Origin of the sequence: Mycobacterium sp. (assembly GCF_036488105.1) — a bacterium.
Classification (GTDB): domain Bacteria; phylum Actinomycetota; class Actinomycetes; order Mycobacteriales; family Mycobacteriaceae; genus Mycobacterium.
Map to the genome: position 1 here is coordinate 1 of NZ_DASXHW010000452.1, position 13,071 is coordinate 13,071.

General features: G+C 66.3%; 14 protein-coding genes. 9 read left to right on the forward strand and 5 right to left on the reverse strand.

The window, feature by feature from the left end:
• Positions 1–657, reverse strand: a 657-nt coding sequence (locus VGH54_RS23775) for a LysR family transcriptional regulator (protein ID WP_331514573.1), incomplete at its 3' end; no start/stop codon positions are given.
• 164 nt (positions 658–821) lie between these two features.
• Between VGH54_RS23775 and VGH54_RS23780 the strand changes: the two genes are divergently transcribed.
• Complete coding sequence (locus VGH54_RS23780) at positions 822–1,715, forward strand: SDR family oxidoreductase (RefSeq protein ID WP_331514574.1); 894 nt, start codon at positions 822–824, stop codon at positions 1,713–1,715.
• Between the two features lie 29 nt (positions 1,716–1,744).
• Here the strand turns inward: VGH54_RS23780 and VGH54_RS23785 are convergent, their stop codons facing one another.
• Together VGH54_RS23785 and VGH54_RS23790 are read right to left on the reverse strand one after the other, a co-directional pair.
• Entirely contained in the window at positions 1,745–2,197 is a 453-nt protein-coding gene (locus VGH54_RS23785) for a TIGR03618 family F420-dependent PPOX class oxidoreductase (RefSeq protein WP_331514575.1), read from the reverse strand.
• An 87-nt stretch (positions 2,198–2,284) separates the two neighbouring features.
• A complete protein-coding gene (locus VGH54_RS23790) occupies positions 2,285–3,295 on the reverse strand; it encodes a ferredoxin--NADP reductase (RefSeq protein ID WP_331514576.1) in 1,011 nt (336 codons plus the stop codon).
• Positions 3,296–3,366: 71 nt separating this feature from the next.
• Between VGH54_RS23790 and VGH54_RS23795 the strand changes: the two genes are divergently transcribed.
• The 6 genes from VGH54_RS23795 (at position 3,367) to VGH54_RS23825 (ending at position 9,076) form a co-directional block, all read left to right on the forward strand.
• On the forward strand, positions 3,367–4,770 hold the full coding sequence (locus tag VGH54_RS23795; RefSeq protein ID WP_331514577.1) for a class I adenylate-forming enzyme family protein: 1,404 nt from the start codon (positions 3,367–3,369) through the stop codon (positions 4,768–4,770).
• The gene (locus tag VGH54_RS23800; RefSeq protein WP_331514578.1) at positions 4,748–5,653 is read left to right on the forward strand and encodes an acyl-CoA dehydrogenase family protein; all 906 of its coding nucleotides are present in this window, start codon (positions 4,748–4,750) and stop codon (positions 5,651–5,653) included. The genes VGH54_RS23795 and VGH54_RS23800 overlap by 23 nt, the downstream gene beginning before the upstream one ends.
• Entirely contained in the window at positions 5,640–6,728 is a 1,089-nt protein-coding gene (locus VGH54_RS23805; protein ID WP_331514579.1) for an acyl-CoA dehydrogenase family protein, read from the forward strand. Before VGH54_RS23800 ends, VGH54_RS23805 begins: the two co-directional genes overlap by 14 nt.
• A 1-nt stretch (position 6,729) precedes the next feature.
• Positions 6,730–7,497 (forward strand): enoyl-CoA hydratase/isomerase family protein, encoded by a 768-nt coding sequence (locus tag VGH54_RS23810; protein ID WP_331514580.1) that lies wholly within the window; start codon positions 6,730–6,732, stop codon positions 7,495–7,497.
• A gap of 340 nt (positions 7,498–7,837) precedes the next feature.
• Entirely contained in the window at positions 7,838–8,680 is an 843-nt protein-coding gene (locus VGH54_RS23820) for an SDR family oxidoreductase (RefSeq protein WP_331514581.1), read from the forward strand.
• Positions 8,681–8,701: 21 nt separating this feature from the next.
• A complete protein-coding gene (locus tag VGH54_RS23825; protein ID WP_331514582.1) occupies positions 8,702–9,076 on the forward strand; it encodes a limonene-1,2-epoxide hydrolase family protein in 375 nt (124 codons plus the stop codon).
• On the opposite strand, the gene VGH54_RS23830 is transcribed toward VGH54_RS23825, so the two are convergent.
• Both VGH54_RS23830 and VGH54_RS23835 read right to left on the reverse strand, forming a co-directional pair.
• Positions 9,073–10,683 carry an FAD-dependent oxidoreductase gene (locus VGH54_RS23830; protein WP_331514583.1) on the reverse strand — a complete coding sequence of 537 codons (1,611 nt, stop codon included), beginning with the start codon at positions 10,681–10,683 and terminating at the stop codon, positions 9,073–9,075. The two genes, VGH54_RS23825 and VGH54_RS23830, sit on opposite strands and share 4 nt — an antisense overlap.
• 24 nt (positions 10,684–10,707) lie before the next feature.
• Complete coding sequence (locus VGH54_RS23835; protein WP_331514584.1) at positions 10,708–11,397, reverse strand: IclR family transcriptional regulator; 690 nt, start codon at positions 11,395–11,397, stop codon at positions 10,708–10,710.
• Between the two features lie 167 nt (positions 11,398–11,564).
• Between VGH54_RS23835 and VGH54_RS23840 the strand changes: the two genes are divergently transcribed.
• On the forward strand, positions 11,565–12,428 hold the full coding sequence (locus VGH54_RS23840; RefSeq protein WP_331514586.1) for an alpha/beta hydrolase: 864 nt from the start codon (positions 11,565–11,567) through the stop codon (positions 12,426–12,428).
• Between the two features lie 2 nt (positions 12,429–12,430).
• Positions 12,431–13,071 (forward strand): FAD-dependent monooxygenase (locus tag VGH54_RS23845; protein WP_414688782.1); only part of this gene is annotated, 641 nt, incomplete at its 3' end.

Consider the following 13,071-nt stretch of genomic DNA (forward strand, 5'->3'; position numbering starts at 1 on the left):
GCGACGCCCGTCTGGACGCGGATCGACCCGCCAGAACGCGCTCCACGCCGGATCCGAGTCGCGAATCCGGGGCATCGGTTCGTCGGCGATATCGTCCAGGGTGATCGACTCCTTGCCGGCCAGCCGGTGATCCAGCGGCACGACCAACACCCGGGGCTCGTCGTACAGAATTGTGACGTGCAGCTGGTCGGTCGGAAACGGTAGCCGCGTCACGACCGCGTCCACCCGGTGATCGAGTAGTGACTGGCGGGCCGCGTTCCACTCCAGGTGCACGGTGTGCACGTCGGCATCAGGGTGCTGACGGCGCAACTCGCGCGCCGCGGGGGTGACGATCAGCCCGGTCGTGTAGCCGATGGTAATCCGGCTGGGCTGGGCCGCGGCGCGAGTCTGTGCCGCGGCGCGGGCCGCTGAACGCAGCAGCGCTTTGGCCGCCGGCAGGAAGACTTCGCCGGCTTCGGTGAGCCGGGTGCCTTGCGGAGTGCGGTCCAGCAGGCGGGCACCCAATTGTTGCTCCAGCCGGCGGATTTGTCGGCTCAGCGACGGCTGCGCCACCCGCAGTGCGGCAGCGGCGCGGCCGAAGTGCCGGTGGTCGGCCACCACGGCGAAGTACCGCACCAGCCGGAGGTCGAGGTCGACGGGCATGAGGGCGTCATCCATGCCCGCATCGTAATACGTGGATGAAGCCTGCGACGTGCATACAGTGGCGTGCAACTGCGGTGATGCCTGATCAGTATTGAGTTATTCGAAATGAGTCTTGGACGTCTTCGGTGCCGGACTGCAGGGTGGTGTTACCGCTTCATCGTTACTTCAGGGAGTTCATCATGCGAGTTTTCGTCACCGGCGCGACGGGCCACATCGGGTCGGCAGTGGTGCCCGAACTTCTTCAGGCCGGGCATCAGGTCACCGGTTTAGCCCGCTCGGATAAGTCGGCAGCCGCGTTGACTGCCATCGGCGCCGATGTGCACCGCGGCGATCTCGACGATCTCGACGGTTTGCGCGCGGCGGCCGCCGCCTCCGACGGCGTGATCCACCTGGCCTTCAATCACGACTTCAGCGACTTCCTTGGTTCGGCCGAGACGGACCTGCGCGCGGTCGAGGCGATGGGTGATGCCCTCGCCGGTTCGAACCGGCCCTTCGTGGGCACATCAGGCACTCTCATGGTGGCGTTCGTCGAGGGCCGACTCGCCACCGAAGAGGACACCTTGCCCGCCGGACCTCGGATCGACTCGGAGAACGCGGCAATTGCCTTGGCAGAGCGCGGCGTTCGATCGTCGGTCATTCGGCTCGCGCCGTTGGTGCATAGCAACCTGGACCACCACGGCTTCACCCATCACATCATCGACTGTGCCCGCAAGGCCGGTGTGTCCGCCTATATCGGTGACGGCGCGAATCGCTGGCCTGCGCTGCACACGCTCGACGCGGCGCGGCTCTACCGGCTGGCGCTGGAATCTGCGCCCGCGGGTACGCGATTGCACGGTGTCGCCGACGAGGGTGTGGCGTTCCGCGACATCGCCGAGGTCATCGGGCGCCACCTGAATCTGCCGTCGGCCCGCATTGCGGCCGAGAAGGCGCAAGACCATTTCGGTTTTCTGGCTCTCTTCGCTTCACTGGACGACGCGACGTCCAGCGAACTTACGCGAAAGATCCTGGACTGGCATCCGATCGAGAAGGGGCTGCTGGCTGATCTGGACGAGGGCCATTACTTCTGCGAGTAAGTGTGCGCAGCAAGGAGACTGGATAGTGCTCAGCCCCGGGACGGGTTGGTGTAGACGCGGAGCGGCGTGATCAAGACGGCGGTGCGACGTTCTTCGCGCATCACCCGGTCGTAGGTGTCCCAGTCGTCGTGGGTTCCGCCGGCCGCGGTGAAGATCTCGCGAAGCATCACCCGCAGCCGGTCCTCGTCGACGTCGGGGTGGGGGTCATCGGGCCCGATCAGTTGGGCCGTTCCTTCGACGGTGGCCCAGCGCCAACCGGACCGGGCCGTGACGGTGGTGCGTGGATCGGCGCGTAGGTGGGCCAGTTTCCGGGCGCCACCGATGGCAACCAGCCCGACTACCGGCTCGTTGGTCAATGGGTGCGGTAAGACGCCGGCGTTGACCACCGACGCCTGGGCGCTGCCGTCGCGACGCAACGTGGTGAATACGATGAGGCCCTGATCGGCGGCGGCAAGCTCGCCGAAGGCTGGCAGGTCAGTCATAGTGAAGGTCCTTTCCGGTGCTGCTGTGTTTCAGCCCCGGAACGCCTCGTTCCATTCCCGACCTGCGGAAAGTGTTGCCGTGCAGCACTACTCGTACTCCACCAGGACCGACGGGGTGTCGGGCACGGCCTGGCAGGTCAGGATGTAGCCGTCGGCGATCTCGTCATCCTCGAGCACGTCGTTGGCGCGCATGGTGGCGGCGCCTTCGACCAGTTTGGCCATGCAGGTGCCGCAGTTACCAGCTTCGCAGCTGAACGGGGGCGACAGGCCCGCCCGTCGTGCGCTCTCCAGAAGCGTCTCCCCGGCGACCCGCGGCACCGTCGCCTTCTTGCGCTCCAGCTTGATGGTCACCGTGCCACCCTGCTCGGCGCCGCTCTCGGCGGCCGCGGGTGCGGGCGTCTTGACCGGCGGCGACGCGTCGAAGTCCTCGACGAGCACGGTCGCGCCCTCCGGCAGCGCGGATCGCACGACCGTCATGAATCCCTCCGGCCCGCAGACGTAGCAGTCGGCATCGGTATCCGCGCCGACGAATTTCTCGACACCGGCCACATCCAGCAGCCCGTGCTCGGCGTCGATGTTCCTCTCCACCTCGAACCGGCCGGGGTATCGCTCGATCAGCTCGTCGATCGCGGCCTCGAAGATCACCGAAGCCCGGTCCCGGTCGGCGCACAGAACCCGCACCGTGCGGTCGGTGCTCGCGAGGGCGCTCTTGGCCAGCGACAGGATTGGTGTGACACCGCTACCGCCGGCGAAGGCCAGCAACGGAGCCTGGGTCGACCTCAACACGAAGGTTCCGGCCGCGCGCGTCAGGGTCAGCTCATCACCCTCGACGACGTTGTCGATGATCCAGTTCGACACCTTGCCGCCGGTCACCCGTTTGACCGTGGTCATCACCTCGGTGTCGGTCTCCGGCGCGCTCGACATCGAATACGACCGGTACAGCTCCTCACCGTCCACCGTCACCTTGAAGGTGCAGAACTGTCCGGCGCGATAGGAAAACGGCTGCTCTTCGGGGGCGAGTACGTAGGTACGGGTGTCGGCGGTCTCCTTGACGATCCGGGTCACCGTGGCCCGATGGAACACATGGCGCTCCGCCATCCCGGCCCCTTCCACACTTGCGTTCTTCTGTTCAGAGAATACTATTCTCTCAAAACGATAGGATGTTCTCAATGTCTCCGACCGCGCTGGTATTCGAGGAGTGGCGCTATACGCTGCCGCAGCTCGAGGCGCTGGCGGACGGGTTGGCCGCAAGTTTGCGCGGGCGCGGCTTGACGGCCGGCGGGCGGGTCGCGTTGATGGCGTCGAATCGTCCGGAATTCGTCGTCGCCCTGCACGCCATCTGGCGGCTGGCCGCCGTCGTGGTGCTGATCAGCCCGGCGTGGAAGCGTCACGAGGTCGAGCACGCGCTGGCCTTGACGAACCCGTCGCACGCCGTCGGCGATCACGAGGTGCTGTCGGGTCTCATGCCGATGTTGCATCTCGACGAACCCATCCTCGCGGGCGAACCAGAATTCAGCGACGCTGCTGCGCCCGATGCCGATGCGGTGTTGGCGTTCAGCTCAGGTACGACGGGTCTACCGAAAGCGGTTCGGCACACTCATCATTCGCTACAGGTCGCCGTTGGGCATTGGCGCGACGCGTTGGGATTGACTGCCCGCGATCGCATTCAGATCGCCACGCCGCCGTCGCACATTCTCGGATTGCTCAACATCATGACGGCGTTGCAGACCGGTGTGTGGATGCGCCTGCATCGACGATTCGACGTCGATCGCATGTTGCAGCACATCCAAGACGATCGGATCACCGTCGAGATGGCTGTCGCGCCAATCGCGTTGGCGATCTCCTCGAACCCGGATCTGGAGTCCTACGATCTTTCGTCGCTGCGGTTCATCATGTGGGGAGCGACGCCGGTCAGCGTCAGCGTCGCCGAGACCGTCACCCGTCGGACCGGTGTCGGATGGGTGCCGGCGTACGGGACCACCGAGTTACCGGTCATCGCCTGCAACCCGCTCGACGGCGCGCGGCTCGACTCCGTCGGCCGCCCGGTACCGGGCGTGCAGGTGCGAGTTGTCTCGTTGCAGACCGGCGAGCAGGTCGGTCCCGGGGAGGTCGGTGAGATCCAGGCGCGGGCCGAGTCGCTGATGGCCGGCTACCTGCCGTGCGAAGCGACGCGAGATGTCTTGTGCGACGGCTGGTATCGGACCGGCGACGTCGGCTACCTGGATTCCGGTGGCTGGCTGCGGATCACCGACCGGTCCAAAGAAATGATCAAGGTGCGCGGCTTTCAGGTCGCGCCCGCCGAGATCGAGGCCGTCCTGCACGCTCATCCCGCCGTCGAAGACTGCGCGGTGTTCGGCGTCCCCGACGGCGCGGACGGGGAGTCGGTCGTCGCTGCGGTCGCAACCCGTGCGCCGGTCGACGCCGCCGAGCTCACCGCACGGGTCGGTGAGAGTCTCGCATCCTACAAACGTCTGAGTCGTATCGTGTTCGTGCCCGAAATACCTCGGCTACCGTCCGGGAAGGTGCTGCGCCGAGTTCTCAAGGAGCGTTATGGATGCACGTCTGACAGCTGAACAGCAACAACTGCGGGACGCGGCCGCGAAGCTATCCGATGATCTGGGACCGGGATCGGTGCAAGACCTCGCCGACGACGGGCGAATCAGCAAGCTCGACAAGCAGATCCATCAGACGGGCTGGCGGGCGTTGCGCTCCGACGGCGCGTCCGGTGTGGAAGTGGCCATCGTGGCTGAGGAGTTCGGCCGCGGATTGGTCGACGCCCCGTTCCTCGGTCCAGTGCTCGCGGACGATCTGGCCCGGCGAATCGGCGACGACGGCTCCGGGTCGACGATCGCGGTGCACGGTCGCGTGATTGACGCGCGAGGCTACCGGCGCGCGTTGACGTTGGACGGCACGACGGTGTCAGCCGTCGATGTTGGCGCTGCCCGCGACGCGGTCGACCTGACCAGGGCTGCGGCGGATGTCAGCGGAACGGCAACGGCCGTCGGAGATCTGGACTCCGACGCCGTTCAACGTTGGCTGGCACTCGCGCTGGCCACCACGTCAGCGGATCTGGTCGGCGCGGCCCGCGGTGCGCACATACTGGCGTGTGATTATGCGAAAATCCGTGAGCAGTATGGCAAGTCGATCGGCTCGTATCAGGCCATCGCGCACCTGCTCGCCGAAAGCCTGGCCCTGATCGAAGGCTCGGTGAGCATCTTGCGGCATGCCGCCTGGGCGGTCGACGAGTTGGACCCTGCCGAGGCGATCCGCGCCGGCCGGTTCGCCAAGGTCTACTGCGCGCGGGCCGCGCGGACGGTGTGCGAGACCGCCATTCAGGTACACGGCGGCATCGGCAATACCTGGGAGTGCCTGGCGCACGTGTACCTGCGCCGTGCGCTGACCTCGACGCAATTGTGGCCCGTCAAGCTGGAGGAGATCACCGTTGGACTTCCGTGACTCGCCCGATGAAGCCGCCTTCCGGGAACGGCTGAGATCCTGGCTTTCGGTGCACGCCAAAGAGTTTCCGAGCTCAGGTGACGAATACTGGGCCCGGCAGGGCGAATGGCACAGTGCGCTGTACGAGGGTGGCTTCTTCGGGCTGTCCTGGCCGCGGGAGTACGGCGGGCAGGAATTACCCCCGGTGTACGACGTCATCCTCGACGAAGAGCTGGCGCGTGCCGAGGCACCGCCGCGGCCCAGTCTGGGCTATCTGGTCGCGGGCCTGAGCCGGCACGGCAGCAAGGAGCTGTGCACCCGCTTCCTGCCCGGAATGATCAACGGTTCCGAGCGGTGGTGTCAGGGCTTCAGCGAGCCGGGCTCGGGCTCCGATCTCGCCTCGCTGACGACCACCGCCACCCGCGATGGCGACAACTACGTCATCAACGGACACAAGATCTGGACCAGCTACTCCGATGTCGCGGACTGGTGTCTGCTGCTGGCTCGCACCGATCCCGCGGCCAAGCGGCACCGGGGCATCTCGGCGTTCATCATCCCGATGAAACAGCCTGGCGTGCAACAGCGTCCGCTGCAGATGATCAACGGCGTGACCACCGAATTCGGCCAGGTGCTGTTCGACGGGGCGACGGTGCCGGTGGAGAACATGGTGGGCGCCCCCGGCGAGGGGTGGCCGCTTGCCATGACAGTGGTCGGCCATGAGCGCGAACCGTCGACGCTGGGCTACGCGGCCCGCTACGGCAAGCTCGTCCGCCAACTGGCCGCGCGCGCCGGCGACTCGGCGAATGAGGAACTCGCCTGGGCGGCGGTACAAACCGAGATGTTGACCCACCACGTACGGCGCCGGCTGTCCGAGCAACTCGACGGGGTGACCCATACCTCGGACGGATCGCTGGACAAGCTGCTGATGACCTGGGTCGAGCAGTCCGTCGGCCATGCCGCGTTCGCAGTGGGCGGCATCGACGATCCGAATCTGCTCAGCGCCTATCTGTATAGCCGCGCGCAAAGCGTCATGGGCGGCACATCGCAGATCCAGAAGAACATCATCGCCTCACGAATCTTGGGATTGGGAGCCTGACGTGTACGACATGCCAACCGAAATCGACGTTCAGGCCGACGGCCCGCTGCGGATCATCACGTTGAACCGGCCCGAGTCGCTCAACTCGGTCAACGACGCGCTGCACCATGGTCTGGCGAAGTTGTGGCAGCGGATGAGCGATGACCAAGACGCACGTGCCGCTGTGATAACCGGTGCGGGACGGGCATTTTCGGCTGGCGGTGACTTCGTCTATCTGAACGAATTGGCGGGAGACGCGGCGCTGCGCGCCAAGACCATCGCCGACGGGCGCGAGATCGTGCTGGGCATGGCGCGCTGCCGGATTCCGGTGGTGGCCGCGGTCAACGGGCCGGCCGTCGGGCTGGGCTGCAGTCTGGTCGCGTTGAGCGACATCGTCTACATCGCCGAAGACGCGTATCTCGCCGACCCGCACGTGCAGGTGGGATTGGTGGCCGCTGATGGCGGACCGCTGACCTGGCCACTGCACATCAGCTTGCTGCTGGCCAAGGAGTACGCGCTGACCGGCGCCCGGATCTCCGCCGCGCGAGCGGTCGAACTGGGCTTGGCCAACCACGCGGTGGCCGATCCGGTCGCCGAGGCGCTGAAAGCCGCGAAGAAGATCCTCGAACTTCCGCAGCAGGCCGTTGAAAGCACCAAACGCGTCCTCAATGTGCACCTCGAGCGCTCGGTGCTTGCCACCATCGACTACGCGTTGTCCGCGGAGAACCAGTCGTTCCAGACCGAGGACTTCCGCTCGATCGCAGCCAAGTTGGCGGCCGGCAAGAACTGACCGCCGAGCCGCACCGGCCCTCGCGCGGCGGGCATCATCGACATGCCCGCCGAGCGACGACGCCAGCAGGCTGCGAAAGGCGCGCCCGAATTGTCGCTGAGAGGCGGGCAACTCGGGCAGCGCCCATTTCAGGTAATGCTGTGGCCGATGCGACCCCGGCGATTATTTCGGGGGAAGCGCAGCGCGCCGCGTGCAGTCGGCGAACCGTCGCCTCGCCCAGGCCGCCCGCACCGCCAACGACGATGACCGATTGCAACTCATACTCTCGGACGGAGAGAATAATATTCTCGTATAGTCGCAGGCGCCTCAGGGTCCATGTCTTGCCGAATTGGAGAAAGCCGTGAACAACGAAGTTCTGGTCATCGTCGGTGTCGGCGGTATGGGGATCTCGGTGGCCCGCCGCAGCGGAGCGGGCCGGACCATCGTGCTGGCCGACATCAACGCCGAGGGCCTGAAAGCCGCGGCCGGTGCCCTCACCGAAGACGGCCATCAGGTGCTGACTCGACAGGTCGACGTCACCTCGCGCAGTTCGGTGGCCGCAGTGGCCGAGACGGCGCAGGGGGCCGGCCGGGTCACGGCGGTGGTGCACACCGCGGGGCTTTCGCCGCAACAGGCATCCGTTGAGGCGGTGCTCGCCGTCGACCTGCTGGGTGTCGCGCTGAGCATCGACGAATTCGGCCGAGTGATCGAGCCTGGCGGCGCCGGGGTGGTCATCGCGAGTATGGCCGGCCACATGCAGCCCGCGCTGGATCCCGAGCTCGAGCGACAGCTGGCGAGCGTGCCCGCCGAGGAACTGCTCGGCCTCGAGGCGTGCTCGAAGATCTCCAGCAGTCAGATGGCGTATCCGTTCGCCAAGCGGGCCAACCAGATTCGGGTGGCCGCGGCAGCCGGAACCTGGGGTGAACGTGGCGCCCGGATCAACTCCATCAGCCCTGGTGTCATCTCGACGGCGATGGGGCGGCTGGAACTCGACAGCGAATCGGGCGCGCTGATGAGGGCGATGGTCGAGAACTCCGGCCTGCGGCGTCTCGGCACACCCGAGGACATCGCGGCCGCCGCCGAGTTCCTGCTCGGGCCCTCAGCGTCGTTCGTCACCGGTACCGATCTACTGGTCGACGGCGGAGTGGTCGCCGCGATTACCACCGGGACAATCGATCTGGCCAAAGCCCTCGCCGAGCGCTGATCTATGGTGTTGCATGAATCCATGACGCGCACCGCCGATGAGCTGGTCACCGAATTCTGCAAACTGTGGTCGTCGCCCAACCCGGAAGAGTTGGCCGGATACTTCATCGAGGACGCCATCTACCACAACATTCCGATGGATCCGGTGCACGGCCGTGAAGCGATTGCGCAGTTCATCGCGGGTTTCACGGCCGCCTTCGACGGCATCGACTTCAACGTGCACCGGCAGGTCAGCGACGGCACGGTCGTGATGAACGAACGCACCGACGTGCTGCACCGCAAGGATGGCGGAGAGATACCGCTACCGGTGATGGGTGTCTTCGAAGTACGCGACGACCGCATTGCGGTGTGGCGCGACTACTTCGACATGGCGGCCATCACCAAAGCGTTCGGCTAGTCGACCGACTTCCCGGTCGCCGCGGCGTGGCCCGCGCGGTAGCCGAAAACCATTGCCGGACCGATGGTGCCGCCGGCACCGCCATAGGCTCGTCCAGTCACCCCACCCATCGCGTTGCCGGCGGCGAACAGGCCGGGGATGGGCTCACCGCTGACATGCAGGACGCGTCCATCGCGGTCGGTGCGCGGTCCGCCCTTGGTGCCCATCGCGCCCACCGACACCGCAACCGCGTAGTACGGCGCGGTGTCGACGGGGCCCAGCGTCTTGCCGGCCAGCGTCGTTGCGTGCTCATCACCCCAGTAGCCGTCGTAAGCACTTGAGCCACGGCCGAAGTCGGGGTCAGCGCCGTCACCCACGTGGTGGTTCCAGGCGCCGATGGTGCGGGTCAGCCCGTCGAGAGCGATCCCGGTTTTGGCAGCCAATTCGGTGAGATCCGCCGACTCGCAGAACCAGTCCGGCACCGGTCCGTCGGGGTCGACGCCCAAGAACCCGTAACGCTTGAGGTGTTGTGCATCAAACACCATCCAGGCCGGATCATTGACGTAGCCCTCACGCGGGTCGAGGTAGTGGAAGGCGCCGGCCATCGAGTTGTAGTCGCAGGCCTCGTTGACGAATCGCTTGCCGAGCCGGTTGACGATGATGCTGCGCGGCCGGGTCCGTTCCAGTCGCACGCTGCGACTGCGTTGGTGGCCGTCGATGGTGTCGTCCGGGATCTGCACGATCGGCACCCACCACGCCTCACCCATGTTGGCCAGGTCGGCGCCGTGGGCCATCACCATGCGCAGTCCGTCGCCGGTGTTGTTGGGCGGCGAGACGGCACCATGCATTGGGCCACGTAGAAAAGCGTTGACCAGCACGGGATCCCATTCGAATCCACCCGTTCCCAGGATCACTCCACGACGAGCACGGACAGTCAACTGCTCACCGCCGGAGGCGATCCGGACTCCGACGATCGCGCCGTCTTCGGTGAGCAACTCCTCAGCGCGAGCATCGGTACGCGGGGTCACCCCGGCATCGAGCAACTCCTTGAGCAGTCCGGCGATCAACGCAGTGCCGGCCACGCACAGCTCGGCGTTCTCGTCGGCCCCTGCATGCAGGCGGGCCCGGGTCTCGGCATCGAATCCGACATTCGACCAGTCCTGTGGAAACGAGGTGATCCGATCCCGCCACTCGCCGAGTTGATTCAAATCGAACGGAGCCGCGCTCAGCGAGCGGCCGCCGCCGGGCTGGCCGCCGGGTAGCTCCGGTTTGTAATCCGGGAAACCCGTGGCGATCTCGAACCGCAGACCGCTGTGCGCTTCGATGAAGTCGAGCATCGCCGGACCGGTCCGTACAAACGTCTCGACCAGCGCGTCGTTCATCGAGCCGAGCGATTGCGCACGCAGATAACTGAGCGCATCGTCGACCGTCAGCTCACCCTCGGGGGAGCGATTGTGCGCCGGAATCCACACCACACCGCCCGAAACCGCCGTGGTGCCACCTACAGTCGCGGCTTTCTCGTAGACCGCGACCGAGGCACCGCTGACCGCGGCGGTCAGCGCGGCGGCCAGCGCGGCTCCGCCGCTGCCGAGCACGACGACGTCGACTTCATCGCCCCAAGCCGGCATAAAAGCTTCCTTCCTGCCCGGCGATCAGCTCAAGATCGCCGATAATTCCTTGGCTGCCTTGACAACTGCGTCCTTGCCGCGCATCACCACGTCTTCGCGGTGCGAGATCAGATTGATGCACGCCGGCGGTGACGGCGGCTCGCGATGCACGGGGACTGCCAAACCATAGGTGTTCGGCTCGATCTCACCGTGGGTGATCACCCAGCCTTGCTCGCGGGCGCTCACGACCAGATCGCGCTCGTCCGGGCGCGGGGGCAGGCTGGCCAGCAGCGCGATACCCGCGGCGCCGCGATCGAGCGGGTAACGGCTGCCCTCGTGAAAGGCCAGCTGGTAGGGGACCTGGGTGGGGACGATCACCGCGATGGCCACCTGCTGCTCACCCTCGGCCACCAGGAGGGAGACCGTGGTGCCCAGGTCGTCAGCCAGCGCGCGCAGGATCGGCACGCTCAGCTGGCGCACATTGCGGTCGAACGACGCACCGAGCAGCGCCAGCCCCGCGGCCGGCCGATAGCGGCCGTCTTCGCCCTTGGCGACGAACCGGAACTGGGCCAGTGTCGCAAGCAGGCGATACGCGATGGTCCGGTGCACGCCGACGCCGTCGGCGACCTGCTGCACGGTCATCCCCGCGGGAGCATCGGCCACCAACTGCAGGGCGTTGAGCCCCCGGGCCAGCGTCTGCGAGCCGGGTGCCGTGGTCGTCGGAGCCTCGCCCATGTCAGCGCACCATTGCCGGGCCGGCCAACCCGAGTTGGGCCGTGCTTGACAGCGGACCGGCAGAGAGTGATGCTCTATACATAGTGCACATTGATGTGCGATTTTAGCACACATAGGTGGCGGGAAACGAGAACCAATTTCCACTGGAACTAACCGGAGAGGAACCGGTGGCCGAGCACGAGAGCGTGTGGAGTGACCTGCAGGGCGTGCCGTTCGTGCAGGGCTACCTGGACGCCGGCGGGGTGCGAACTCGCTACCTGCATGCCGGCGATTCGAGCAAGCCGCCACTGATACTGCTGCACGGCTCCGGTGGTCACGCCGAGGCATACGTCCGCAACCTGGAGGCGCACGCGGAGCACTTCTCGACCTGGTCGATCGACATGCTGGGCCACGGCTACACCGACAAACCCGGTCACCCGCTGGAGGTCCGCCACTATGTCGACCATCTGCTGGCTTTCCTGGATGCGATCGGCGTCGAGCGCGCCCACTTGTCCGGTGAATCGCTTGGCGGCTGGGTGGTTTCCCGCGCCGCCGTCGATCACCCCGACAAAGTCGACCGGCTGGTGCTCAACACCGCCGGTGGCTCGCAAGCCGATCCCGAGGTGATGAAGCGGATCATCACGCTGTCGATGGCGGCCGCGGAAAACCCGACTTGGGAAACCGTGCAGGCGCGGATCAAATGGTTGATGGCCGACAAGTCCAAGGACTACGACGACCTCGTCGCGAGCCGCCAGCGGGTGTATCGCCAGCCGGGCTTCGTCTCGGCGATGCGTGACATCATGGCGTTGCAAGACCCCGAGATCCGCGCCCGTAACATACTGGGCCGCAGCGACTATGGGTCGATCACCGCCCCAACGCTGGTGCTGTGGACCAGTGATGACCCGACCGCTGACGTGACCGAAGGTCGGCGAATCGCCACGATGATCCCCGGTGCCCGTTTCGAAGTGATGTCCGGTTGCGGCCACTGGCCGCAGTACGAGGACGCCAAGACGTTCGATCGCCTGCATATCGACTTCCTGCTGGGGCGTTGACGGTGGACGGCGACCAGGATGTGGATGCCGACGTTGTCGTCGTCGGCGCAGGGCCGGTTGGTCTGACCCTCGCCAATATCCTTGGCCTGCAAGGTGTCAGCACTCTGGTGGTCGAAGAACGCGACACGCTGATCGACTATCCCCGCGGCGTCGGGCTGGACGACGAGTCGCTGCGCACGTTCCAGGCGATCGGCCTGGTCGACCGCGTTCTGCCACACACCGTGCCCAACCAGATTCTTCGGTTCGTCGACGCGAAGCGCCGGTTGCTTGCCGAAATGGCCCCGCCCGACGCGTGTTTCGGGTGGCCCAAGCGCAACGGGTTCGTCCAGCCGTTGGTCGATGCCGAGTTGCTTCGAGGTCTGGAGCGCTTCGAGCACGCCGACGTGCAGTGGGGCCGGCCCTTGACGTCGTACACCGAGACCGCCGACGCGGTCACCGTCGAACTTGGCGGAGAGGGTGGGACCAAAACTGTGCTGACCCGCTACGTGGTCGGCTGCGACGGCGGCCGAAGCGCCACTCGCCGGCTGATGGGGGTGTCGTTCGACGGCACCACCTCGCCGACCCGCTGGCTGGTCGTCGACATCGCCAACGATCCGCTCGGCCATCCCAACAGCGAAGTCGGCGCCGACCCGGCACGCCCCTA

What these genes read in the sequence shown, in the direction of transcription:
- VGH54_RS23780 (WP_331514574.1), top strand. Translation starts at nt 822, where the DNA reads ATGCGAGTTTTCGTCACCGGCGCGACGGGCCACATCGGGTCGGCAGTG.
- VGH54_RS23785 (WP_331514575.1), bottom strand. Translation starts at nt 2,197, where the DNA reads ATGACTGACCTGCCAGCCTTCGGCGAGCTTGCCGCCGCCGATCAGGGC.
- VGH54_RS23790 (WP_331514576.1), bottom strand. Translation starts at nt 3,295, where the DNA reads ATGGCGGAGCGCCATGTGTTCCATCGGGCCACGGTGACCCGGATCGTC.
- VGH54_RS23795 (WP_331514577.1), top strand. Translation starts at nt 3,367, where the DNA reads ATGTCTCCGACCGCGCTGGTATTCGAGGAGTGGCGCTATACGCTGCCG.
- VGH54_RS23800 (WP_331514578.1), top strand. Translation starts at nt 4,748, where the DNA reads ATGGATGCACGTCTGACAGCTGAACAGCAACAACTGCGGGACGCGGCC.
- VGH54_RS23825 (WP_331514582.1), top strand. Translation starts at nt 8,702, where the DNA reads ATGACGCGCACCGCCGATGAGCTGGTCACCGAATTCTGCAAACTGTGG.
- VGH54_RS23830 (WP_331514583.1), bottom strand. Translation starts at nt 10,683, where the DNA reads ATGCCGGCTTGGGGCGATGAAGTCGACGTCGTCGTGCTCGGCAGCGGC.
- VGH54_RS23835 (WP_331514584.1), bottom strand. Translation starts at nt 11,397, where the DNA reads ATGGGCGAGGCTCCGACGACCACGGCACCCGGCTCGCAGACGCTGGCC.